23 protein-coding genes are annotated in these 22,098 nt (G+C 59.6%); 13 read left to right on the top strand and 10 right to left on the bottom strand.

What is annotated here, in order from left to right; translation table 11 throughout:
* Positions 1 to 33: 33 nt before the first annotated feature.
* From QDT79_RS19600 to QDT79_RS19615, 4 genes are all read left to right on the top strand, one after another.
* The gene (locus QDT79_RS19600; RefSeq protein ID WP_149559191.1) at positions 34 to 1,143 is read left to right on the top strand and encodes a YbdK family carboxylate-amine ligase; all 1,110 of its coding nucleotides are present in this window, start codon (positions 34 to 36) and stop codon (positions 1,141 to 1,143) included.
* A 95-nt stretch (positions 1,144 to 1,238) separates the two neighbouring features.
* A complete protein-coding gene (locus QDT79_RS19605; RefSeq protein WP_004935085.1) occupies positions 1,239 to 1,418 on the top strand; it encodes a hypothetical protein in 180 nt (59 codons plus the stop codon).
* 213 nt (positions 1,419 to 1,631) lie between these two features.
* Positions 1,632 to 2,228, top strand: coding sequence for a hypothetical protein (locus QDT79_RS19610; RefSeq protein WP_063990373.1), 597 nt, complete (start codon positions 1,632 to 1,634; stop codon positions 2,226 to 2,228).
* 2 nt (positions 2,229 to 2,230) lie between these two features.
* Positions 2,231 to 3,004 (top strand): DUF3307 domain-containing protein, encoded by a 774-nt coding sequence (locus QDT79_RS19615; RefSeq protein ID WP_063990374.1) that lies wholly within the window; start codon positions 2,231 to 2,233, stop codon positions 3,002 to 3,004.
* Between the two features lie 48 nt (positions 3,005 to 3,052).
* On the opposite strand, the gene mgtA is transcribed toward QDT79_RS19615, so the two are convergent.
* Both mgtA and QDT79_RS19625 read right to left on the bottom strand, forming a co-directional pair.
* Complete coding sequence (gene mgtA, locus QDT79_RS19620) at positions 3,053 to 5,752, bottom strand: magnesium-translocating P-type ATPase (protein ID WP_063990375.1); 2,700 nt, start codon at positions 5,750 to 5,752, stop codon at positions 3,053 to 3,055.
* A gap of 243 nt (positions 5,753 to 5,995) precedes the next feature.
* The gene (locus tag QDT79_RS19625) at positions 5,996 to 6,694 is read right to left on the bottom strand and encodes an MgtC family protein (RefSeq protein ID WP_025303346.1); all 699 of its coding nucleotides are present in this window, start codon (positions 6,692 to 6,694) and stop codon (positions 5,996 to 5,998) included.
* A 113-nt stretch (positions 6,695 to 6,807) separates the two neighbouring features.
* Between QDT79_RS19625 and QDT79_RS19630 the strand changes: the two genes are divergently transcribed.
* From QDT79_RS19630 to QDT79_RS19640, 3 genes are all read left to right on the top strand, one after another.
* Positions 6,808 to 7,032: a hypothetical protein gene (locus QDT79_RS19630; RefSeq protein ID WP_130017239.1), complete on the top strand. Its 225-nt coding sequence runs from the start codon at positions 6,808 to 6,810 to the stop codon at positions 7,030 to 7,032.
* A gap of 162 nt (positions 7,033 to 7,194) precedes the next feature.
* Positions 7,195 to 9,378, top strand: coding sequence for a glycoside hydrolase (locus QDT79_RS19635; RefSeq protein WP_308316944.1), 2,184 nt, complete (start codon positions 7,195 to 7,197; stop codon positions 9,376 to 9,378).
* 61 nt (positions 9,379 to 9,439) lie between these two features.
* On the top strand, positions 9,440 to 10,825 hold the full coding sequence (locus QDT79_RS19640) for a CoA transferase (protein ID WP_063990377.1): 1,386 nt from the start codon (positions 9,440 to 9,442) through the stop codon (positions 10,823 to 10,825).
* On the opposite strand, the gene QDT79_RS19645 is transcribed toward QDT79_RS19640, so the two are convergent.
* Complete coding sequence (locus tag QDT79_RS19645; RefSeq protein ID WP_063990378.1) at positions 10,822 to 11,697, bottom strand: LysR substrate-binding domain-containing protein; 876 nt, start codon at positions 11,695 to 11,697, stop codon at positions 10,822 to 10,824. The genes QDT79_RS19640 and QDT79_RS19645 overlap by 4 nt on opposite strands.
* A 102-nt stretch (positions 11,698 to 11,799) precedes the next feature.
* On the opposite strand from QDT79_RS19645, the gene QDT79_RS19650 reads away from it, so the two are divergent.
* Positions 11,800 to 13,215 (top strand): pyridoxal phosphate-dependent decarboxylase family protein, encoded by a 1,416-nt coding sequence (locus QDT79_RS19650; RefSeq protein ID WP_308316945.1) that lies wholly within the window; start codon positions 11,800 to 11,802, stop codon positions 13,213 to 13,215.
* Between the two features lie 13 nt (positions 13,216 to 13,228).
* On the opposite strand, the gene QDT79_RS19655 is transcribed toward QDT79_RS19650, so the two are convergent.
* Positions 13,229 to 13,870 carry a GNAT family N-acetyltransferase gene (locus QDT79_RS19655; RefSeq protein WP_063990380.1) on the bottom strand — a complete coding sequence of 214 codons (642 nt, stop codon included), beginning with the start codon at positions 13,868 to 13,870 and terminating at the stop codon, positions 13,229 to 13,231.
* A gap of 797 nt (positions 13,871 to 14,667) precedes the next feature.
* On the opposite strand from QDT79_RS19655, the gene rcsA reads away from it, so the two are divergent.
* Positions 14,668 to 15,297, top strand: a complete 630-nt coding sequence (gene rcsA, locus QDT79_RS19660; RefSeq protein WP_004935115.1) for a transcriptional regulator RcsA — start codon at positions 14,668 to 14,670, stop codon at positions 15,295 to 15,297.
* 218 nt (positions 15,298 to 15,515) lie between these two features.
* Here the strand turns inward: rcsA and dsrB are convergent, their stop codons facing one another.
* Both dsrB and cspE read right to left on the bottom strand, forming a co-directional pair.
* Positions 15,516 to 15,719 (bottom strand): protein DsrB, encoded by a 204-nt coding sequence (gene dsrB / locus QDT79_RS19665; RefSeq protein ID WP_060420622.1) that lies wholly within the window; start codon positions 15,717 to 15,719, stop codon positions 15,516 to 15,518.
* Positions 15,720 to 16,039: 320 nt separating this feature from the next.
* Positions 16,040 to 16,252 (bottom strand): transcription antiterminator/RNA stability regulator CspE, encoded by a 213-nt coding sequence (gene cspE / locus QDT79_RS19670; protein WP_004935122.1) that lies wholly within the window; start codon positions 16,250 to 16,252, stop codon positions 16,040 to 16,042.
* 377 nt (positions 16,253 to 16,629) lie between these two features.
* Here cspE and QDT79_RS19675 point away from each other — a divergent pair, with 377 nt between their 5' ends.
* The 3 genes from QDT79_RS19675 to QDT79_RS19685 all read left to right on the top strand — a co-directional run bounded on the left by QDT79_RS19675 (position 16,630) and on the right by QDT79_RS19685 (position 18,888).
* Positions 16,630 to 17,007 (top strand): hypothetical protein, encoded by a 378-nt coding sequence (locus QDT79_RS19675; RefSeq protein ID WP_063990381.1) that lies wholly within the window; start codon positions 16,630 to 16,632, stop codon positions 17,005 to 17,007.
* A 510-nt stretch (positions 17,008 to 17,517) separates the two neighbouring features.
* The gene (locus QDT79_RS19680) at positions 17,518 to 17,727 is read left to right on the top strand and encodes a hypothetical protein (RefSeq protein ID WP_004935132.1); all 210 of its coding nucleotides are present in this window, start codon (positions 17,518 to 17,520) and stop codon (positions 17,725 to 17,727) included.
* 153 nt (positions 17,728 to 17,880) lie between these two features.
* On the top strand, positions 17,881 to 18,888 hold the full coding sequence (locus tag QDT79_RS19685; protein WP_107226426.1) for an NAD(P)H-quinone oxidoreductase: 1,008 nt from the start codon (positions 17,881 to 17,883) through the stop codon (positions 18,886 to 18,888).
* A 44-nt stretch (positions 18,889 to 18,932) separates the two neighbouring features.
* Here QDT79_RS19685 and QDT79_RS19690 read toward each other — a convergent pair whose 3' ends face one another.
* Positions 18,933 to 19,985: an SDR family oxidoreductase gene (locus QDT79_RS19690; protein ID WP_063990383.1), complete on the bottom strand. Its 1,053-nt coding sequence runs from the start codon at positions 19,983 to 19,985 to the stop codon at positions 18,933 to 18,935.
* A 110-nt stretch (positions 19,986 to 20,095) separates the two neighbouring features.
* Between QDT79_RS19690 and QDT79_RS19695 the strand changes: the two genes are divergently transcribed.
* On the top strand, positions 20,096 to 21,028 hold the full coding sequence (locus tag QDT79_RS19695; protein WP_308316946.1) for a LysR family transcriptional regulator: 933 nt from the start codon (positions 20,096 to 20,098) through the stop codon (positions 21,026 to 21,028).
* A gap of 3 nt (positions 21,029 to 21,031) precedes the next feature.
* Here QDT79_RS19695 and QDT79_RS19700 read toward each other — a convergent pair whose 3' ends face one another.
* From QDT79_RS19700 to QDT79_RS19710, 3 genes are all read right to left on the bottom strand, one after another.
* Positions 21,032 to 21,421: a YidB family protein gene (locus QDT79_RS19700; protein ID WP_107226429.1), complete on the bottom strand. Its 390-nt coding sequence runs from the start codon at positions 21,419 to 21,421 to the stop codon at positions 21,032 to 21,034.
* A 95-nt stretch (positions 21,422 to 21,516) separates the two neighbouring features.
* Positions 21,517 to 21,765: a GlsB/YeaQ/YmgE family stress response membrane protein gene (locus tag QDT79_RS19705; RefSeq protein ID WP_063990386.1), complete on the bottom strand. Its 249-nt coding sequence runs from the start codon at positions 21,763 to 21,765 to the stop codon at positions 21,517 to 21,519.
* 14 nt (positions 21,766 to 21,779) lie between these two features.
* The gene (locus tag QDT79_RS19710) at positions 21,780 to 21,977 is read right to left on the bottom strand and encodes a glycine zipper domain-containing protein (RefSeq protein WP_063990387.1); all 198 of its coding nucleotides are present in this window, start codon (positions 21,975 to 21,977) and stop codon (positions 21,780 to 21,782) included.
* Between the last annotated feature and the right edge of the window lie 121 nt (positions 21,978 to 22,098).

Raw genomic sequence — 22,098 nt, forward strand, 5'->3', positions numbered from 1 at the left:
ATCTTTATGCCGTTCTTGCAGGAAGGAGGCACCATGCCGCTCACATTCAAACGTTCGCAAAGGCTCTCCATCGGCACTGAAATAGAGCTGCAGCTGGTCGATGACGAGCACTACGATCTTACGGATCGGGCCGATCGGGTGATCAGCGCGGTCGGCGACCGCCGGCGCGTCAAACATGAGCTCACCAAATCGATGGTGGAGCTGAACAGCTCGGTGCACCGCGATCTCGGTGAGCTGCACGCCGAACTGCGCGCCCTGACCCATACCGTCCGGCGCAGCGCGCAGCACCTGGGCTGTGACGTCTGCGGCGGTGGCCGCCACCTGAGCAACGACTGGCGCAAGCAGGTCATCAGCGACAGCGCGCGCTACAGGCAGTTGGCCAGCCGCTTTGGCTACCTCTCCAAGCTGGCCTGCGTGTTCGGCCAACACATTCACCTCGGCGTCAACGACGGGGACGAGGCGATGTACCTGTGCCATGCGCTGACGCCCTATTTTCCGCAGCTGATCGCGCTCAGCGCCTCGTCGCCGCTGTATCAGGGCGTCGACACGCACTTTGCCAGCTCCCGTTTCAGCGCGCAGAATTCCTTCCCCAACTACGGATGCCTGGAACACATCTACAGCTGGCGCGAATTCAACGCCTACTACGAACGGCTGAACGCCGCCGGCGTGATTGAAAGCGTCAAGGATATTTACTGGGATGCGCGGCCAAAACCGGAGCTGGGCACGGTGGAGATCCGCATCTGCGATACGCCGCTGCGCCTCGCGCACGCCGTGCTGCTGGTCGGTTACTGCCGCCTGCTGGCTGATTTTCTGTTGCAACACCGCTCGCCGATCGCGCCGGAATACGATGCCTTCACCCATTACAACAAGATCAACGCCTATCGCAGCGGTTTCGCCGCCGAATACGTCGATCCCGCGACGCTGCGCCGCAGCAGCCTGACCGCTCACATCCTGCACACGCTCGAAGCGCTGAGCGGTTTCGCCGAGCGACAGGAGGATCGGGCCGTGCTGCAGGCGGTCGAGCGTCATGTCCGCCAGGGCATCAGCGATTCGGAGCATATCCGCCAGATGTTGCACAACGGCCTGCCGCAGGCTCAGGTGATCAAGCGCCTGTGCGACGAGCTATTGCAACCGGCAAGTTAAGTTTCAGCTATCGATTCCATACGCTAAAGCCACTGTTCATTATGTGCTCTTTCGCTACAATCGTGAGCACAGACATTCACCGTATCGAGGACACCATGTACAACTTCTCCCGCTATCAGGCAAAAGAACTGGCGCTGGCTTACATGAGCGGCAAAAAACACGATCTGTCGCCGCAGGAATTTTTGCAGCAGCTGAAAAGCAGCGAACGTTCGTTTGAGCACCTGCTGAAACACGGCAGCGAAATGCCGCGTGACGTTCTGGTTAAAAGCTTCTGAACGGCCGGTCGCCGGCCATTTTCCCTCTACGCCGCCGGTGGCGAGCCTGACAGGCCCGCGCATTCCCGGCCGTTCATCCCCCACTCCTCGCCCTGCCTCGTTTCGTCTTCACAGGCGAAAATCTGATAAATTCGCATCCACAGGCGAATTATTGACATATTCGTATCCAGGTGCGAATTTATAGCCATCCCTCTGCACACAACGGAACACGCCATGCCGATGCCAATCAGCGTTATCAGCGGCGATCTGGTCGATTCTCGCCGGTCAGACACCGTCAACTACCTCAATGGGCTGCATCGCCTGCTCGATCGGCTGCAGCGCGACGGGCGGCTGCATCAGGTGGAAATCTTTCGCGGCGATGCCTTCCAGGCACAGGCCGCCCCGGAGGACGGGCTGTTGCTGGCGGTGTACATTCGCCTCGCGCTGCGGGCGATGGGCGCCGCACACTGGGATGCGCGCATCGCCATCGGGCTGGGCAGCCAACGGCCCGACGCCACCGGTTACGGCAGTGCCTTTATCAACTCCGGCAGCGCGCTGGACGCCATGGTAAAAAATTGTCGGCTGGCTCTGAAAACCGACAACGATCGGACAAACGCCATTGTCAGCGATCTGCTGCCAATGTTAGATCATGTGATTGGCCACCTGTCACAGGCCGAAGCGCGCATCGTCCAGACGAGAATGTTCGCCGACAGCGGCGCCGCCGTGGCGGACCAACTGCAGAAAGCCGCCTCCACGGTTTCCGCCGCGCTAAAACGCGCGGCCTACGAGGAAATCATGCGGTTTATTCACGCCATTAACAGGATCGTCTGACTATGGATCTGACCTATGCGCCCTTGCTGGCCTGGCTGTTGCTCGTCCACCTGCTGGCGGATTTTCCGCTGCAGCCGCTGAGTTGGGTGGAAGATAAAATCCAGCATCGCGCACGTTCACGTTTTCTGGTGTTGCACGCATTGCTGCACGGGGTGCTGGCCGCCTGGGTGGTGGCCGGTTTCGGCCTGCTGCACGGCGGGCTTTCTTCACTTCAGGTGCTGGCCAGCCTGCTGGTCATCGCCGTCAGCCACTACCTGATCGATTTGCTGAAAGTCACCGCGATGAACCGCCTGAGCCCGGCCCGCAGTTTCCTGCTCGATCAGGGATTGCATCTGGCGGTGATCGCCTTGCTGTGGCTGGGGCTGACGCCGAATGCCGGTGAACTGATCGCCGCGCTGGGGCGGCAACTGGGGCGTTGGCAAACCGGCCTGGTGCTGGTGGCCTACAGCCTGATTTATCTGCCGATGAGCCTGCTGATCGGGCAACTGCTGGCGCACTGGACGCCGCAAATGCCGCCTTCGGCCAAGGCCGACAACGACTCACTGCTGCGCGCGGGCAAACAGATTGGCTATCTGGAGAGAACGCTGATCCTGACCTTTGTGCTGCTGGGGCAAATCCCGGCGATCGGTTTTTTGCTGGCGGCCAAATCTATCTTCCGTTTCGGCGATCTGCGCCAGAGCGACGATAAGATGCGCACCGAGTATGTGCTGCTCGGCACGCTTTTTTCCTTCACGCTGACCATCATGCTCGGCCTGCTGGTCAACAAACTGCTGTAGCGGTGCGGGGGCGAAGAATTTCGCCCCCGAAGTGAATACCGAGACGGCTTAGAGCCACTCGCCGAAGCGGCGGATGTAGAAACGCTTCATCAACTGCGCGACCACGCAGTAGCTGACCAGCGTAGCGGCCAACCACGGGAAGTATTCCCACGGCAGCGGCTGCAGGCCAACCAAGGCGCCGAGCGGCGAGAACGGAATGTAGATGCCGAGCGCCATCACCAACCCGGTGGTCAGCAATACCGGCAGCGCCGCGGTGCTCTGAATGAACGGGATCTTCTGGGTGCGCAGCATATGCACCACCAGCGTTTGCGACAGCAACCCCTCAATGAACCAACCGGACTGGAACAGCGCCTGGTGTTCCACGCTGTTGGCGGCGAACACGTACCACATCAGCGCATACGTCGTGATATCGAAGATTGACGAGGTCGGCCCAATCCACAGCATAAAGCGCCCGATGTTTTTGGAGTCCCACTTGCGCGGCTTGCGCAGGAACTCTTTGTCCATCTTGTCCCACGGCAGCGACAGCTGGGAAATATCGTACATCAGGTTTTGAATCAACAGGTGGATCGCCAGCATCGGCAGGAACGGGATGAAGGCGCTGGCCACCAGCACCGAGAACACGTTGCCGAAGTTGGAGCTGGCGGTCATGTTCAGGTACTTGATGATATTGCCGAAGGTCTCGCGCCCTTTGATCACCCCCTCTTCCAGCACCATCAGGTTCTTTTCCAACAGGATGATGTCCGCCGACTCCTTGGCGATATCGGTGCCGGTGTCGACCGAAATGCCGACGTCGGCATCGCGCAGCGCCGGCGCATCGTTGATGCCGTCGCCGAGGAAGCCGACGGTATGGCCGTTGGCCTGCAGCATTTTCAGCACCCGCGATTTTTGCAGCGGCGTCAGCTTGGTGAAGACCGTGCGCTGTTCCACTTCGCGCGCCAGCTCTTCGTCATCCATCTGTTCAATCTGCAGCCCGGAGAGCGGTTCACCCGGCTCCAGCCCGACGTCGCGGCAAATCTTGCAGGTGATCACCGGGTTGTCGCCGGTCAGCACCTTCACCGTCACGCCATTTTCCTGCAGCGCGGCGATCGCTTGCTGCGCACTCTCCTTCGGCGGATCGAGGAAGGTCAGCAGCCCTTGCACCACCATGTCGCGCTCGTCGGCCACGCTCAGCGGGTCGGCCGGGCGTTGCGCGTCCAGCTCGCGCGTCGCCAGCACCAGCACGCGGAAACCGTCTTCGTTATACTCGCGGGCCAGCGCCTGCAACGCCGCACGGCGCGCGTCGTCCAGTTCCAGCGTTTTGTCGCCTTCACGCACGTGAGTGGCGATCTCCAGCATCTCCTCTACCGCGCCCTTACAGATCAGCTGCTGCTTGCCATTTTCGTCCGCCACCACGATCGACAAACGGCGGCGCACGAAGTCGAACGGCAGCTCATCCACCTTGCTGAAACGCCCCAGGGCTTCGATCCCCGGTTTGCCGCGCCCGAAGCGGATCACCGCCTGGTCCATCAGGTTCTTCATGCCGCTCTGATGGAAGCTGTTCAGCCAGGCCAGGTGCAGCACCTCGTTATCCCTCGCGCCAGTGACGTCGATGTGATGCTCGAGAATGATGCGGTCCTGGGTCAGCGTGCCGGTCTTGTCGGTGCAGAGCACGTCCATGGCGCCGAAGTTCTGAATGGCGTTCAGGCGCTTCACCACCACCTTGCGGCGCGACATGGCGATCGCCCCTTTCGCCAGGTTGGAGCTGACGATCATCGGCAGCATTTCCGGCGTCAGGCCGACCGCCACCGCCAGGGCGAACAGCGCCGCCTCGCTCCAGTCGCCTTTGGTGAAACCGTTGATCAGCAACACCACCGGCACCATCACCAACATGAAGCGAATCAGCAGCCAGCTAACGCTGTTCACCCCGCGATCGAACGCGGTTTGCGCCCGCGAACCGACGATCGATTTAGCCAACGAGCCGAAGTAGGTGCGCCCGCCGGTTGCCACCACCACCGCCGTAGCGGTGCCGCTGGCGACGTTGGTGCCCATCAGGCAGATGTTGGAGAGCTCAAGCAGCGCGTTCTCGCTGGACACTTCCCCTTCGCTCGACTTCTGCGCCACGTTGCCCATCGCATCGTATTTCTCAATCGGGATCGCTTCGCCGGTCAGAATCGCCTGGCTGATGAACAGATCGCGCGAAGCGATAAGACGCACGTCGGCCGGCACCATGTCACCGGCGGAGAGCTGGATGATATCTCCCGGCACCAGTTCGCGGATCGGCACTTCCAGCGTCAACGGATGCGCACTGTAGCTGCTGCGGCGCAGCACCGTGGCGGTGGTGCGCACCATCGACTTCAGCGCTTCCGCCGCCTTGTTGGTGCGGTACTCTTGCCAAAAACGCAGCAGCCCGCTCAACGTGACCATGGTCAGAATGATAATAACGCCGGTGAGTTCAGTTTCTTCACCGCTCTGGCGCGGCAGCCAATAATCGGTAAAGAAACTGATCGCAGCCAGCACCATCAGCACGAAGATAAACGGGTTGTTGAAAGCCTTGATCAGCTGAATCAAGGCATGCGGCGCCTTATCGTGGGCGACCTGGTTGGCGCCGAACTGCTCCAACCGTTCATCGGCGTCGTCCTGGGTCAAGCCGTTGCGGTTGCACTTCAGGTTCGCCAGCGTTTGGGCTATGCTGTTGGTCGCCTCTTGCGCAATGGCGTAGGTCACCGCGTCTTTATCACGGCGACGCGTTCTTTCATTAATCTGAGTCATAACGCTATTCTCTTATTTTCGTTCTGCGCACAGGGAGATCCCGCCCGATAAACAGGTGACTCTGCGCAGAGTGGAATTTTTTAATTAGCGTGACTGAATAACGTGATTACCCTGTCAGCCACGCAGAAATCATTTCCCTTCCGGGGTCATCGTCCATAACGCCTCCTTAATGCTCCGCGTTATTCAGGCGTGCCTGAATAAACCTGAACATATAATCAAGTTAGTAAATATTTATATCATTAATCAGACCGGTAATTCGGACGCGACGCGCCAGCGAACGGCACTCACGCTTTTTTCCAGACTGACACGGCAGACAATACCTTCAATTTCTTTTTGCGCAGCCGGTGTAGCGGTAATTTCCGCGCACACTTCCAATTGACCCGGGCTGGAAATATCGGCGCTGCGCAAGGATTGCAACCGCAAGGCGACGCCGTTCAGCGCCTGCAGAATCAGGGTGCGCACCAGAATTTCATCCTGTTCGCCGCAGGTCACCTGAATGCGATAGCACAGTTCCAGATCGGTCGCCTGCTGATGCGGCTGCAGGTTGATGCGCTGCGCGGCCTCGCGCAGCAGGATATTGGCGCACAGGATCACCAGCGTGGCGACCACCGCATCCCAATGCTGGCCCAGGCCGCACAGGACGCCGATCCCCGCCGAACACCACAGCGTGGCGGCGGTGTTGAGGCCGCGAATGTTCAGCCCTTCACGCATGATAACGCCGGCGCCGAGGAAGCCGATACCCGAGACGATCTGCGCGGCCACGCGGCCGGCGCTGGCCGGATCGGTGGACATGGAGCTGAGAATAAAGACTGCCGCGCCGGTCGCCACCAGCGCATTGGTGCGCAGGCCGGCCATACGTTGGCGCCACTGGCGCTCGGCGCCAATCACCGCGCCCAGGCACATTGCCAGCAATAAATTTAAAACGAAAGGAGTCATAGCCATGACTGTCCCCTTAATTAACCGCAGGAGATAAAATCATGTGCTGTTTAGCACACGCAAAATCGCGCCGAAAATAAATCAGCGAATCAGCGTGCTGTGCCTGGAGGGAAAAGGCTGTGGCTGCAGAATACCATAATAACGTCCAACTCAATTCACCTGAAACCATCAGGCCTCAGGAAACGTTTTTATTCGGGTATGCACAGCTCAGGAATAACTGGAGAGGGGTGCTGCCCGCCGATAACGGCAAGCAACAAATCAGAAGAGAATTGGTCAGCTTGCCTTATTTATTTTATTACAACTACAACTGTCCAATTGGGTTTCTCCACCGAAATTTTGGCTGAGTATAGTGACGTCGGGTAATGAAGTAAAGGCTAATTTATTAAACGAAAAATAAACTGAAATACCGCAATGATATTCCGATGTCACAAATAGAAGACGGCAACATTGGGCGGCAGTGCGCTTATCGGTAAACTGCCCTCCTTCATCTTTCAAGGACGCCCCCGATGAAACACCGACTTTCCCCGCTCGCGCTCGCGCTGCTCGTCAGCTTTCCCGCCGATGCCCTGTTGCTGCAGCAAGGTGACGCGCAGTTTGAACTCGATCCCGCCACGCTGCGCATTGCCGCCGGCGCTGTGCCGGTCAATCTGGCGCAGCCCGCGCAACCGGTGGCGGATCTCACCGCGTCGCCACAACGCGCCAGCTGGCGCTGGCCGCAGAGTGCGGTCAAGGTTAGCGCCAGGTTGGAGGACGGCGATCTGCGCCTGAGCTTCAGCAGCGAGCGGCCACAGCTTCTGACCTGGTATCGTCTGCCGCCGCAGGCGGAAACGCTGTTGCTGCCGATCGGCGAAGGCAGCCGCATTCCGCTCGACAACGCGGTCTGGCGCCATTACCTGACGACGGAAATGACGCCGCTGGATACCAACTGGGATCTGAAGCTGCCGCTGTGGAGCCAGCAATTCCAGGGCAAGGTCTACAGCTGGCTGATGTTGACGCCGTTCAGCAACCGGGTCACCTTCACCGCCGCGCAGGAAAAGCTGGAGATGCGCGCCGGGCATCAGTTCAACCGCTTCAATCAACAGCAGACATTCGAGGTGCTGCTGCACGTCGGCGGCACGCCGCTGTCCGGCGCGCGCCGCTACCGCGACTATTTGCAACAAAACGGCCAGTTCAGCAGCCTGCGCGAGAAGATAAAGCAGGCGCCCGAAGGCGAAAAGCTGATCGGCGCCACCCATGTCTACCTGTGGGGCGATAAATTGCTGGCGGCGGAAGACGTCAAAGATTGGCCGGGGTTGCTGCACTACCTCGCCTCTCCCGCCGCCGAAGGGCTGCGGCAGAAGATGGATGCCGAGAGCAGAAGGCGCCTGCTGCAGCTGGCGGGCAAAACACCGGAGGGCTGGCAGCAACAGCCCCTGATCGACGGCATCAACCAGGCGTTGACGGCGCAAATCCCGCTGGGCGCCACGCCGGATGACGCCGATTTTCTGCAGGCGCAGCAGCGCCAGGCCGCTGCGGTTCAGGAGCGGGCGCAACAGGAACTGGGGCGCTGGTTAACCCCGGCGGACCGTTGGGGGCAAGGGCTGGCCAAACCGGTGATCGACGCGCTGCGCCAGGCCGGCTTACCGCGCCTGTGGTTGGGCACCGATAACTGGACCGCCGCCTTCCTGCACCCGCAGGCGGTGGCCGCCGCCAAGGCGGCCGGCTATCTGATCGCCAGCTACGACTCCTACGATACCGCCATTCCACGCGGCGTGAACGACAGCTGGCTCACCGCGCAACTGCCGACGGCGCTGCGGGAAAGTTGCGCCATCGTGCGCGCCGACGGCAGCAAGAAACCCGGATTCGGCAAACAGGGTTACTACCTCAACCCGGGCTGCGTCCTGCCCTATTCTCAACAGCGCATGCGCGAGCTGGTGCAACTGGCCGGGTTGAACAGCCTGTTTCTCGACGTGGACGGCACCGGCATGGTCTCCGACGACTATCAGCCCAACCACCCGACCGGCGCGGCGCAGATGGCCGAAGCGCGCAACGCCAGGCTGGCCTGGTTCAGCACCACTCTTAAGCTGCCGCTCGGCTCGGAGGACGGCAATGCGGTGACCGCCCGCAGCCTGATGTTCGCCCACGGCATGGAAACCTGGGGATTCGGCTGGGGCGATAAACAGATGAATCAGGATAAATCCTCGCCCTATTATCTCGGCGCCTGGTGGCCCAACGCCCAACCGGCGTTTTTCTTCCGCCCCGCCAAGGTGAAGCAGCCTTACCGCACCGTCGAATTCGATCCGCGTTACCGCCTGCCGCTGTACCAGGCCGTTTTCCACGATGCAATCGTCAGCAGCCACCACTGGAATTACGACAACCTGAAGTTCAGCGACGTTCAGACCACCCGCAGCCTGCTCAGCCAGCTGTATAACACTGCGCCGATGTTCCATCTGAGCCGCGCCACCCTGGCGGCCCGCCTGCCGGCAATCAAACGCGCCGACGCCGCCTTCCGGCCGCTGCATCAGGCCCTGTGGGACAAAGCGCTGACCGACTTCCGCTGGCTCGATCGGGACGGCTGGGTGCAACAGACGACGTTCAGCGACGGGTCGACGCTGACCGCCAACTTCAGCGCGCAGCCGGTCGCCGGCATCGCAGCCCACAGCCTGCGCGCCAAACTGGCCGACGGTCGCACGTTCGACGTTGCGCCTTAGCAAGGTCGCCGGCGGTGGGCTACGCTAGGCTATATTTCCGACGACCCGCAAGGAGTGGCCGATGACGCCTCTGACTCACACTCTGCTCGACGAGATTTGGCAAAGCCTGGGGCAACGGCCCGCCCCCGCCGACCGGTTAACCGTAAGCGGCGTCGGCGCATTGCCTTCGGCTTTTCCCGTCACCGAATTGGCGACCGCCGCCTGGAGCGCCGCCGGTTTGGCCTGCGCCGAATTGCTTCGCCGCGAAGCAACCGAAGCACCGCAGGTCTGGATCGATCAACGCCTGGCCTCGCTCTGGTTCGGCTGGACGCTGCGTCCGCTGGGTTGGACGCTGCCTGCGGCCTGGGACGCGCTGGCCGGCGACTACGAGACGGCGGATGGCTGGATACGCCTGCATACCAATGCGCCGCATCATCGGAGAGCCGTGGAACAGGTGATGGGCCCGGCATCGGATAAAGGCACGCTGGCGGCGCGCGTGCTGAGCTGGAAAAAAAGCGAGCTGGAACAGGCAGTGATCGAGGCCGGCGGCTGCGCGGCCCAAATGCGCTCGGCGGCCGCGTGGCGACAACATATTCAGGGCAAGAGCGTGGCGCTCGAACCCTTGATCCACACCTCGCTGCAGCCGGAAGCGCCGCCGCCGGGCTGGGCGCTGCCCGTCGCCCGGCCGCTGCACGGCGTTCGGGTGCTGGATCTGACGCGCATTCTCGCCGGGCCGATCGCCACCCGTTTTCTCGCCGGTTTGGGCGCCGACGTGCTGCGCATCGATCCCTACGGTTGGGATGAACCCGGCGTCGAGCACGAGGTGATGCTGGGCAAGCGCAGCGCGCGCCTCAACCTGACCAATGCGCACGATCGCCATACGTTTGAACATCTGCTGAGAAACACCGACGTGATCGTGCATGGCTACCGTGCCGGTGCGTTGGAGAAATTGGGCTATGGCGCGGAGGAAAGACGCGCGCTGGCGCCGGGCCTGATCGACGTCTGCCTGAATGCCTACGGCTGGAGCGGGCCGTGGCGCACCCGGCGCGGTTTCGACAGCCTGGTGCAGATGAGCTGCGGGTTGGCGGAGGCGGGCATGGTTTGGCGCAGCGCCAGTTTGCCAGTGCCGCTGCCGGTACAGGCTCTGGACCACGCCACCGGCTATTTGATGGCGACGGCGGTGCTGACCGGTATGGCACAACGCCTGAGCCGCGGCACCGGCTACCACGCGCGGCTGTCGTTGGCGCGCACGGCACAACTGCTGCTGGCGCATCCCTGTTCGGCAGATTATCGGCCGGAACCGCTGGCGCCGGCCGCCCCCGCCGACGAGGATCCGGAAACAGAACTGACTTTCTGGGGCGCCGCGCAACGCCTGCGCGCTCCGTTAAGCCTGCAGGGCACGGCGCTGCAATGGGCGCTGCCGGCGACCACGCTCGGCACCTCGCAGCCGGCGTGGCTGCGCCGTTAAACCGCCGCCAACTGCTGCTGCAGCCACTGCAGCAACCGTAAGACCGCCGTCGTCAGCCCGGCGGTCTGCGGCCACACCAGATAAACGTCGTCCTCGCTCAGGCGGCAGGGCGCGGCCAATGCCACCAACCTCCCCGCGTCGATCGCATCCTGCACCAGCAGCTTTTTCGCCAGCGCAATGCCGAACCCCTGCTCGGCCGCGCGAATCAACAATCCGGCATCGTTGAACACCGCCTGTTGCCGCCCACACCGCGTGCGCCCTTGTGCATTGAACCAGTCGCGCCACGGGCTGACGTCGTGCTCCAGCAAGGGAACGTCGCCACCGTTCTCGAATGCCGTTCCCCACTGCCGCGCCATGTCCGGCGAGGCGACCGGCAGCACGTCACCCGACGCGATGCGCTGGGCCTGCAGCCCCGCCCACTGGCCGTTGCCGATGCGGATCGCCGCATCGAACCCGCGCTGCGACAGATCCTGCAGCGCCAGCGACGCATCGATATCCAGCGCAATATCGGCGCAGGCTTCATGGAAGGCCGGCAGACGCGGCAGCAGCCAATAATGAGCAAAAGACGGCAGCACGCTGATGCGCAGCGTCTGGCTTGCCGCAGCGCGCCGGGCGCGGGCAACGCCCTGTTGCAACGCCTGCAGCGCCGGCTCTACCGCCGCCAGCATCTCTTTCCCGGCCGCATTCAGACGCACACCGCGCCCGCGCCGTTCAAACAGCGGGTGGCCGACCGCCTGCTCCAGCAGCTGAATTTGCTGGCTGACCGCGCCGTGCGTTAAATGCACCTGCTGCGCCGTGGCGCGCAGATTCTCCAACCTGGCGGCGATAACAAAGGTCGGCAAGACATGCAGGGGAAGGCGCTCACTCATCACTGGTTAACCATGCTATCCAAAACGGTTATTTTTCATCGATTTTGACCCGCCCGCAACTGTTCTATGTTTATGCCATCTATCCCTGATGCTTTCGGAGCCGCCATGCACCCACGTTTACAACAGGATCTTACACAGTTTCCGCAGATCCTCGACCACACCCGCCAGTTGGCGGAAGATTTTCTGGCCGGGCTGCGTGAGCGCTCGGTCTGCCCACCGCTCACGCAACAGCAACTGCAACCCGGTGACGATCGGCTGGCGGAAAACGGCGAAGGCGCCCTGGCGGCGCTGGATGATTTTTGGCAACGTTATCAGACGGGCATTTCCGCCAGCGCCGGCCCGCGTTATTTCGGCTTCGTCACCGGCGGCGGTACCCCAGCGGCGGTCGCGGCGGACTGGCTGGTTAGCGTGACAGACCAAAATAGCCAACTCAGCCATGATACGATCGCTGCGGCGATCGAGCTGGCCGCCGTGACGCAGTTGAAATCCCTGCTGGGCCTGCCGGAAGCGTTCAGCGGCAGCCTGGTCAGCGGTGCCACCATGGCCAATTTCGCCGGACTGGCCATTGGCCGGCAGTGGCTGGGGCAACAGCACGGCGTGGATATCGCCCAACGGGGCCTGGCGGCGCTGGGCCCGATCCGGGTGCTGGCGGCCAACCCGCATTCCAGCAGCGTGAAGGCGCTCAGCATGCTCGGCATCGGCCGCGACGCGCTGACGACCGTCGCCAGCCTGCCGGACTCGGAAGCCATGGATATGGCAGCGCTGGAGCGACAGCTCGCCGCCGGTGAAGGCCGCCCCACGTTGGTGCTGGCCAGCGCCGGCACGGTCAACACCGTCGCCTTCGACGATCTGCCGCGTCTGCTGGCGCTGCGGGAGCGCTATCCGTTCTGGCTGCATGTCGATGCGGCTTTCGGCGGCGTGGCGGCCTGCTCGCCGCTGTACGCCCCAAGGCTCGAGGGCTGGCAGCATGCCGATTCCATCACCGTCGATGCGCACAAATGGCTGAACGTACCTTATGACAGCGCGATCCAATTTACCCGCCACCTGAATCTGCAGATGCAGGTATTTCAGAACCATTCAGCCTACCTGGAAGCGCCGACGCCGCGGCCGGACAACTATCTGCACCTGACACCGGAAAATTCGCGCCGCTTTCGCGCCCTGCCGCTCTGGCTGACGTTGAAAGCCTATGGCCGCAGCGGCATACGGGATATCGTCGAGCGCAACGTCCGATTGGCGCAGGCGCTGGGTGCGGCGCTGGCAGCCGACGACGGTTTCCAGCTGCTGGCGCCGGTGAATATGAACGTGGTGTGTTTCGCGCTCAGCCACCCGCAGGGCGACAGCGAAGCGGCGCGCGATCGCTTTCTCGAGCGCCTTAACCGGCACGGCGTGGTGCGTTGCACCCCGACGACCTATAACCGTCAGCCAGGGATCCGCGCCGCACTGGTCAACTGGATGACGGAGGAACGGGACATCCGGCTGGCGCTGGACTCGCTGCGCCATTGCCTGGCGGAAACGGCCTAACGCGCGCGGCGCACTAGCCGAGTTGGAAAGCCTGCAAACGCCGCTCTTGCCGCCCGTCATCGCTGATGTTATCCGGCGACAGCCAGGCGGCAAACGCCGCGCACCGCGCCGGCCACTCCCCGTCGACAATCGACAGCCAGTCGGTGTCGCGCGTGCGTCCTTTGACGACGACCGCCTGGCGGAACGTGCCTTCATAGCGGAAACCCAAGCGCTCGGCGGCCTGGCGCGAAGGCAGATTGAGGCTATCGCATTTCCATTCGCAGCGCCGGTAGCCAAGATCGTCGAACAGATGCCGCAGCATCAGGAAAATCGCCTCGCTGCCCAGCGCGCTGCGCTTCATCAGCGGCGACCAGTTGATGGTGCCCAATTCGGCCACGCCGTTGCCAGGATCGATGCGCAAAAAGGCGCAGGTTCCTACCGCGCGCCCATTCGCCCGATCGATCACCACCATCGTGTTTCTGTCTGCGTTGGACGTCTGCGCCTGGAGATAATGCTGGAAATCTGCGCGCGACTGCGGCCGTTCCCAAAACAAATAGGTCCAGTCGCGATCGTCCTCGGCGGTTTGATAAGCCTGATAAAGCGCATCCCCCCAGCGCTCGAGGTTAAGCGGTTCGAGGCGGCAAAACCGCCCTTGCAACGATGTGTGCCCGGGCATGCCTGCCGGCTGCCAATGAGGGAGGGCTTCACCTATCGGCTGCCCATACTGATTCCGTCTCACCGCGGCATCCTGTTTTTTGAAAGGTGGAGAGGCAAGTTAAAACCAACGCGGGCCAGAGACAACTCCGACCTGCCATTCCTGCCCCGCGGATCGGGCAGCAGGATGATAGTTTAGAAAAATCACTGAATCACCGTTAAACATTCACGAAAACTATTCCACGTGAAATAAATATCCAGATAACTCATTGTAAAACGGTGACTTATAGCAACAATTAAGCTACACATTCCGGCCATAATGTTAACTTTTGTTTGTTGTTATGATAAAAAAAGAAATGCTTATCATTAGCTTGAGAAGAAAAAAGCACCGCAACATAATGATTTTTATATGTAAAAAACAAAGACCTTCGGGGGAGGCGTTTTTTGACCACTCAAAAAATGCGCTGAAACACTTCAAAAAAACGACACATGAATTTTTTTTAAGACTTTTCCTAGCAAACTAAAATTTTGTTTCGTGACATGATGAACAGATTCGCGGCAAGCAATGCAGACAGGCACGGGCGCCAAGCGCAAATCAGGCTCAACATGCCGAAGCTGGACGGGCAGCAGATCGTTCTGACTTAAGCCAAACTTATAGATTCATGCAATTAATAAGTTTAGTATGAAAATATCATTGAGTGACGCCGTGTTTATTGATAGAACACTCGCTACACTGAATTATTGCTCCATTTTGCCTTTCGGCTTTTTAGGCTTTTTCTCATATTACCGCAGTAAAACGGATTTAAGTGGGGGTGCGATATGCCAACGATCATCATGGATTCATGTAGCTATACCAGATTGGGTTTAACCGACTATCTGACTTCGCATGGTGTGAAGAAACGCCATATTAATGCCATCGAGGACATTGACAGCCTGCACGAAAAATGCAGTAAGTTGAATCCCAGCCTGGTGTTTATTAACGAGGACTGCTTCATCCACGAAGCAAACGCCACCGAGCGAATAAAACGGGTGATTTCACTGCACCCGGATACGTTATTCTTCATCTTCATGGCCATTACCAACGTACATTTCGACGATTATTTATATGTTCGCAAGAACGTCATCATATCGTCAAAATCCATCAAACCAGAGACTATGAATCAGCTACTTAGTCACTATCTCGAGAGAACGTCCCTCCGAACGGAGAAATCTTCTCTGGATCAAACGCCGGTAACGCTGAGCCAGACTGAATCGAACATGTTACGCATGTGGATGTCCGGTCAAGGCACCATCCAGATATCAGACCAGATGCAAATAAAGGCCAAAACGGTCTCTTCCCACAAAGGAAACATCAAGCGGAAAATAAAAACGCACAACAAGCAGATCATTTACCACGTTGTTCGTTTGACCGATACCTTGACCAGTGGAATATTTGTCAATAGCCGTTGAACCACAGAGAACGCCCCCACTCTGTTTTGCCGGCCGTTAAATACCCGGTGATAATGTCATCTGGATATCAGGCGCCGAGACCCTTAAAAGAATACCTGCTGCGTTATCCCCCGCTAGCGCAGCGGGTATTTTTTTGCCGTCGATAAAAATAATCTTACCGCCATGAAATAATCTCAAAATGGACAATTTCATTAGCAAATTAATGAGATTAGCCGAAGTTACTGCCCATCGTGCTCGCGACAGAGCTCCACAAACGTGCCGTCACGGCTGTCGATTTCATTAAAAAACCATACGCCCGCCGGATAGTCGTCAAGAGAAACCAGATACATGGTGCCTTCGTTGAACACCTCTACGGCCAGAATGACGCCTTCACGCCGCGGGCCGCCGTCTGTTTTTACCGTCACTCGATCGTTAACCTGCATACCGTTCCCCATTATTTGCGATTGCCGTCAGTGTATTACAAAAGCGAGGGTAATGGACACCGCTCTAGCCCCGCCGGCCTCTGCTATCAGCGTAGCAGCCGCCTGGATTTTCACTTTCTTAACGGTTTGGCCGCAGAATCTTAAGCCGGCCTCGCGTAGCCTGTCTTCAGGCGTTTCCCCCCCAGAGAAGCGCTCGCAAATGAAGAAGTAACAAGGAACTTTTGCCCGCAGACTTGCGGGCTTTTTTTTGCGCGCTGCCAAATGGCAGGCATAAAAAAACCCGCCGCGGCGGGTTTTTTTCAATCAGCGCTAGACGCCAATTAGATAGCGGTAACGTTAGCCGCAGATGGACCTTTCGCACCGTTCTCGATAGAGAACTGTACGTTCTGGCCTTCAGCCAGGGTCTTGAAGCCTTGATCCTGGATAGCAGAGAAGTGTACGAATACGTCTTTGCTGCCGTCTGCTGGGGTGATGAAACCAAAACCTTTAGCTTCGTTGAACCACTTCACTTGACCTTTGATCATGTTAGACATGTCTAATTTCCTTCAATAATAAATGTAAGCCGCCATGGGCGAGGTAGCCGGTCATCAGTTACTTATGGAGGCACTGGAAAGGAAATTCGTCAGAGAAGGGCTATCCGGGATAACGCTTTAAATTTGAACTACTTTACTCAAAATGTCGTGCATAAATAGGTCTGTACCACAGGCCGACATCATTAACTCATGAGCGAGCGGCAATAGCAACCTTTTTCGCCGTGACGGGACGCTAATCTCGGCTAAACGCGCAGGATTTGACCCTGTCTACCGTTCGAGGCGCCGCCTGGCTCACCCGTAACGCCCAAGGCAAATGATAGTAATTCTCGTTCTGCTGTTTTATAGTTGCCTGACGAAATCATTCAGGGAGATTCACCATGCCGAGATGGCTTACATTACCGGCTGCCAGCGCCGCCGCCCTGCTGGCCTTTGCCGCTTACAGCGCTCCCCAGAGTGCACTGGAACTCAATTATCAAGCCCCCGAGCCCAGCGTGGCTCCCGCGCCCAAACCGCCAGCCCCTTCAGGGCCGGCCCCCAAAGCGGAAAAACCGCCGATTGCCTGGGCAGAGGCGAGAGATAAAAGCGGTTTTCGCGTCGATATCGAGTGCGATCATCCAGGCTGCAGCAAACCGCGCGCCAAACCTTATCCCGCATATGAAGGCCCGGTGAAGAAAACCGATCGCCGCCGTCAGTCTGATCCTTATTCCACCAATCAGGATCCCGATTACAACATTCAGCTGGGCTATGAGTGGTAGTGGCGCTTTCGGAGTAATACCTATATCAGCCTCCTTTGCCGCTGCATAGAATATGCCTTAGTTCACCACTCCTCCTGGTGTTGAACACAACAAGCTGTGTTGCAAATCTTTATGCGCCTCCCTATAGGCGCTTTTTTTTGGTCCCTCCCTCAACGCGTCTTCCGATTACAGATTGCTCTCATTGCCCCACAAAGTGATGAATGTCACAAATACGCCTCCTTGCCATTCTTATTCGGAGGTAACGTTCATGGCCACAGGATCCCTTGCCCTCCTGGCCGTCTTGGCCGGCATTGCGGGTTTCGCCCTCTACAAACATTTAAAATCTCAGAAAAAAAGCACACTCGTCCGCCCGTACGATCGGTAACCGGCAACGCGCTTTCACCGCGAGGGCCCGGCACATCGCGCGCCGTGCCTTTGCGGACTGTCATGCTTTCATCACAAAATTGTCACATTATGGCCATATGATAATTCGCGTTTATCCGCTCTGGCTTAACACCAAGGATTTCGCCCATGACCATAATTAAAGCTGCAAACCATCAGGAAGCAGAAAAACTCATCCGCGCCGGCACCGCCAAGAAAATCGAACTGGCCTACGACATCGGCAGCGACGACTTCTTCCAGCTTGCCAGCCTGTGGTGCGATAAAGGCGCCAAGATTTCCAAAGGAAAAGAACACTTCATCGTCTCGTTGAAAGGGTTCCGCATCCCGCCTAACGATTGATACCCTGCCGCCCATCGCGGCGGCTTCGCCCCTTCCTCGTAAAACCGCTCTATTCGACCACGCGCGCCTCATTCGATTTCGCTAAGCTAAGAGCAGACTTTATTGCGGACGTTTTGCCCGATCGCCACGTCCGCCACGATGAGGAGAGTAACCATGTCAACAAATGCAGCGCTGCCCGGTACGATGAAAGCGATTGAAATCAGCCAGCCGGGCGCCCCCGAAGTTCTGGTCGTTACCGAACGTCCGGTACCCGTACCACAGGCAGGCGAACTGCTGGTGAAAATCGCCGCCGCCGGCGTTAACCGCCCCGACGTGCTGCAGCGCCAGGGAAACTATGCGCCGCCGCCCGGCGCCTCGGATATCCCCGGCCTGGAAATCGCCGGCGAAGTGGTGGCTATCGGTGAAGGGGTGACCCACTTCGCGCCCGGCGATCGGGTTTGTGCCCTCATCGCCGGCGGTGGTTATGCGCAATACTGCACTGTGCATGAAAGCAATGCACTGCCGGTACCGGCAGGTCTGAGCCTGACCGAAGCCGCCGCGCTGCCGGAAACCTTCTTTACCGTCTGGGTCAACGTGTTCCAGCGCGGTCACCTCAAGGCCGGCGAGACCGTGTTGATCCATGGCGGCACCTCCGGTATCGGCACGGTCGCCACCATGCTGGCGAAGGCCTTCTGCGCCCAGGTGATCACCACCGTCGGATCCGAAGAGAAACGTCAGGCCAGCCTGGCGCTGGGCGCCGACGTGGCGATTAACTACCGCAGCGAAGACTTTGTCGCACGCACCAAAGACGCCACCAACGGCAAAGGTGCCGACGTGATCGTCGACCTGATCGCCGGCGATTATGTAGCCAAAAACTATCAGGCTGCGGCGATGGAAGGCCGCATCGTGCAAATCGGCACGCAAAACGGCGTGGTGAAAGAGCTCAATCTGATGCCGCTGCTGTTGAAACGCCTGACCCATACCGGTTCGACGCTACGTTCGCGCAGCGTGGCGGACAAAGCGCAGATTGCCGCCGAGCTGCGCGAGAAGGTTTGGCCGCTGCTGGAACGCGGCGTGCTGAAACCGCAAATTTTTAAAACCTTCCCGCTTGAGCAGGCCGCCGCCGCGCATACGCTGATGGAGTCCAGCGAGCACATCGGCAAGATCATGCTGACGTTCTGAGGCCATTCCCCGCGGTCTGCGCTGCGGGGAAACCGATGCCACGCTCAGGGGATGATGCCGCGACGGCGGAACTCATCGAACAGCGAGAAAAGCATGGCTTCGGTTTCGACGAACTGATGGAAACCGAAGCGCCGCGCCTTGCTGCCGTCCGCGAACATGTCATAGTCCCAGGAAAAGACGAAATCGGCGAAACGCCAGCCGGCCACCGCGCGATAGTCCGGCTCGGCCAATTGGTGCCGTTGCACCAGCTCCCGCCACAGCGGCGCTTTGTCCGCCATCATGCTCTCTAGCGGCATCGGCAGCGGCGGTGCACATTCCAGCCCAAAGTAAGCGGCGATTTTCGGCCACATCTCGCTCCAGCGAAACAGATCGCCGTTATTGATATTAAACGCCTGATTGGCCGCCGCCGGTTCGGTCGCCGCCCACAGCGTGGCACGCGCCAACAGCCCGGCGTCGGTCATTTCCAGCAGGCTGTGATAAGCGCCCGGCTTGCCGGGGAAACGCAACGGCAGCCCAAGCGCTTTACTGATCGATGCATAAACCGCGATACTTAACGCCAGGTTCATCGGATTGCCAAGGGAGAAGCCTCCCACCACGCTCGGGCGAATGGCGCTCCAACGCCAACGTTTGCCGGCCTGCCGCTGCGCCAGATACTGCTGCTGCGCCACGTTAAACTCCGGTGGCATATGCCCGGCGTCGCTTTCGCGCGCCGGCGTTTTAAACGGCCCCAAATGTGCGCCATACACCTTATAGCCCTGCATCAAACTGATGTGCTCCAACGCCGGTGCGGTCGGCTCCAGCCCCTCGACGACGTGCTGCAACATCTGCAGATTCGGCGCCACCAGCCCCGCCCAGTCCGGCGCATCCTGATAGGCGGCATAGAAAACGTGACTCACCGCGCTCAGCGGCCGCAGCGCGTCGCGCGTCGCCGCCGCATCCAGCAGATCAACCTGAAGGTGGCGCACTCCCGGTGCCGGTTCCCCACCCCGACGCGAGACGCCCACCACTTGCCAGCCCTGGCCGGTCAGCTCCTCAATCAATCGGCGCCCAATCACGCCATTGGCGCCGATCACCAATGCCTGTCGCTTTGTATTCATCTTGCCACTCCTCAGGTTGTCGATGCCCTGAGTGTTATTGATTAGTGATACTTGCGGTAGAAGAGGCTTTCCACTAACACTTATAAGAAAAATCTATAGGCAAGATCGACATGGATAAGCTGAACGCAATGAAAACCTTTATGCGGGTGGCGGAACTGGGCAGCCTGTCGGCCGCCGCTCGCGATCTGCGTTTGACGCAGCCGGCGGTCAGTCAGCAAATCGCCGGCCTGGAGCAGCAACTGGGGGCCCAACTGCTGTTTCGCAGCACACGGGCGGTCACCCTGACCGATGCCGGCAGCGGTTATTATCAGCGCCTCAAACCGATTCTGACGGCGGTCGACGAAGCGGAAGATGCACTGCACGGCCTGCACCACCAGTTGCAGGGCAATCTGCGCATTCACGCCCCGACCGGGTTCGGGCAGTTGCACGTCACACCGCTGGCCATCGCTTTCCAGCAACGTCATCCGAACCTCGTCATCGAGCTGCTGCTGGACGATCGGCGCGCCGACGTGATCGGCGAAGGCATCGACGTGGCGCTGCGCTTCGGTGAACTGCATGCGCCCGGCATGGTGGCGAAACGTTTGGGCGAGCTGCAACGCCTGCTGGTGGCGTCTCCGGCCTATCTGGCCAAGCATGGCGAGCCACGTTCGCCGGCGGAGCTGGCTAAACATGCGCACATTCGTTACAGCGGTTTGAACGACGGCGATACGCTTACCCTGTTCGGCCCACACGGCCTCGAGGTGGTGGCGCTGCGGCCCACGTTCCGCGCCAACAATACGCTATCGCTGCTGGCCGCCATTGAGGCTGGGGCCGGTATCGGCGGCGCTCAACGGCCTTTAATCGCCGAGCAGCTGGCGACGGGGGCGCTGGTGCCCGTCTTGCCGGAATACCGCTACCCGCCCATGGCGCTGCACGCGGTCTATCCCGCCTTACGATTTATTCCGGAGAAAGTGCGCGCCTGGGTGGCGCATCTGCAGCAGGCGTTGACGGCGATCGAGGGAATTAGCGGAGTGAATGCCCCCGGCCAGACGCCGGGAGCATGAACGTTATTTGAACAGCTTACCGACCATGTCGCCCAGTTCGTTGCTGTCTTGCTGCACTTCACCGTTTGGCGAGGCGGCATCCGCGACCGATGGCAAGAACTGTGCAATGGTGCTGGACGCCTGCGCAGGATCGATGCCCAGTTTTTCAGCCAGTTGATTGATCGCGTCGCTACCCAACGCCTGCTGCACATGATCGCCGGTAATCGGCTGATTTTCGCCATTGCCGAGCCAGGAACCAACGATATCACCGAACTGCCCCTGACGGAATTTGTCCAAAATGGCCTGCAGGCCGCCTTGTTGCTCGACCCACTGCATAATGGCGATGTAGTCGATGCCTTTACCATTGGCGCCGCCGCCCAGAATGTTACCCAATACGCTATCGAACAGACCCATGATATTCCCCTTTCAGCAGGTACGGTCTGTGCCGCACCGCCGGATTGATTTCACGAAAAAGGGCCGCCGCGGCGACCCTGTTGAGCAACGGCTGCTTAGCCTTTGATCTTCCTGTAGACAAAAAGCACCACCAGGGCACCGATTACCGCCACCACAAAGCTGCCCAGGTTAAAACCGTCAACGCGGCCCATACCGAAGAAGGTGCTGATATAGCCGCCGACGACGGCGCCCACGATCCCCAATATAGCGGTCACAATAAAGCCGCCGCCGTCTTTGCCCGGCATAATCCACTTGGCCAAGATACCGGCGATTAAACCAAAAATGATCCAGGAAATGATGCCCATCTTTACTCTCCCTATTACCTTTTGCCTAACAGAAATCCTATTACCAGGCCCACGACGGCACCGGCGCCTATCCCCGCCCAAGGGTGATCCTTGAGGCAGGCACATGATTGCTCGAGCGCTGCTTTTACACCGCTGCTCACTTCGCAGGCGGTGGTTTTCACGTAGTCGCTCGGTTGCTCAACACCGTTTAGATCGTCATTTTCATATGACATGTCAAATCCTTACAGACCAACCCTCTGAGAATCTCGTCACATGTTTCGCGCCAGGCGTCGTCCGCTCCGCGATCTTGCTCTGGGCAACCTGCCCGCTGCCGCTCAATGCGGAGGCGTCCGG

The sequence above is a fragment of the Serratia marcescens genome, assembly GCF_029846115.1.
Lineage (GTDB): Bacteria > Pseudomonadota > Gammaproteobacteria > Enterobacterales > Enterobacteriaceae > Serratia > Serratia marcescens_L.

Coding starts and splice junctions, on each gene's coding strand:
- QDT79_RS19600 (WP_149559191.1), top strand. CDS start 34: ATGCCGCTCACATTCAAACGTTCGCAAAGGCTCTCCATCGGCACTGAA.
- QDT79_RS19605 (WP_004935085.1), top strand. CDS start 1,239: ATGTACAACTTCTCCCGCTATCAGGCAAAAGAACTGGCGCTGGCTTAC.
- QDT79_RS19610 (WP_063990373.1), top strand. CDS start 1,632: ATGCCGATGCCAATCAGCGTTATCAGCGGCGATCTGGTCGATTCTCGC.
- QDT79_RS19615 (WP_063990374.1), top strand. CDS start 2,231: ATGGATCTGACCTATGCGCCCTTGCTGGCCTGGCTGTTGCTCGTCCAC.
- mgtA (WP_063990375.1), bottom strand. CDS start 5,752: ATGACTCAGATTAATGAAAGAACGCGTCGCCGTGATAAAGACGCGGTG.
- QDT79_RS19625 (WP_025303346.1), bottom strand. CDS start 6,694: ATGGCTATGACTCCTTTCGTTTTAAATTTATTGCTGGCAATGTGCCTG.
- QDT79_RS19635 (WP_308316944.1), top strand. CDS start 7,195: ATGAAACACCGACTTTCCCCGCTCGCGCTCGCGCTGCTCGTCAGCTTT.
- QDT79_RS19640 (WP_063990377.1), top strand. CDS start 9,440: ATGACGCCTCTGACTCACACTCTGCTCGACGAGATTTGGCAAAGCCTG.
- QDT79_RS19650 (WP_308316945.1), top strand. CDS start 11,800: ATGCACCCACGTTTACAACAGGATCTTACACAGTTTCCGCAGATCCTC.
- QDT79_RS19655 (WP_063990380.1), bottom strand. CDS start 13,870: ATGCCCGGGCACACATCGTTGCAAGGGCGGTTTTGCCGCCTCGAACCG.
- rcsA (WP_004935115.1), top strand. CDS start 14,668: ATGCCAACGATCATCATGGATTCATGTAGCTATACCAGATTGGGTTTA.
- dsrB (WP_060420622.1), bottom strand. CDS start 15,719: ATGCAGGTTAACGATCGAGTGACGGTAAAAACAGACGGCGGCCCGCGG.
- cspE (WP_004935122.1), bottom strand. CDS start 16,252: ATGTCTAACATGATCAAAGGTCAAGTGAAGTGGTTCAACGAAGCTAAA.
- QDT79_RS19675 (WP_063990381.1), top strand. CDS start 16,630: ATGCCGAGATGGCTTACATTACCGGCTGCCAGCGCCGCCGCCCTGCTG.
- QDT79_RS19680 (WP_004935132.1), top strand. CDS start 17,518: ATGACCATAATTAAAGCTGCAAACCATCAGGAAGCAGAAAAACTCATC.
- QDT79_RS19685 (WP_107226426.1), top strand. CDS start 17,881: ATGTCAACAAATGCAGCGCTGCCCGGTACGATGAAAGCGATTGAAATC.
- QDT79_RS19690 (WP_063990383.1), bottom strand. CDS start 19,985: ATGAATACAAAGCGACAGGCATTGGTGATCGGCGCCAATGGCGTGATT.
- QDT79_RS19695 (WP_308316946.1), top strand. CDS start 20,096: ATGGATAAGCTGAACGCAATGAAAACCTTTATGCGGGTGGCGGAACTG.
- QDT79_RS19700 (WP_107226429.1), bottom strand. CDS start 21,421: ATGGGTCTGTTCGATAGCGTATTGGGTAACATTCTGGGCGGCGGCGCC.
- QDT79_RS19705 (WP_063990386.1), bottom strand. CDS start 21,765: ATGGGCATCATTTCCTGGATCATTTTTGGTTTAATCGCCGGTATCTTG.
- QDT79_RS19710 (WP_063990387.1), bottom strand. CDS start 21,977: ATGTCATATGAAAATGACGATCTAAACGGTGTTGAGCAACCGAGCGAC.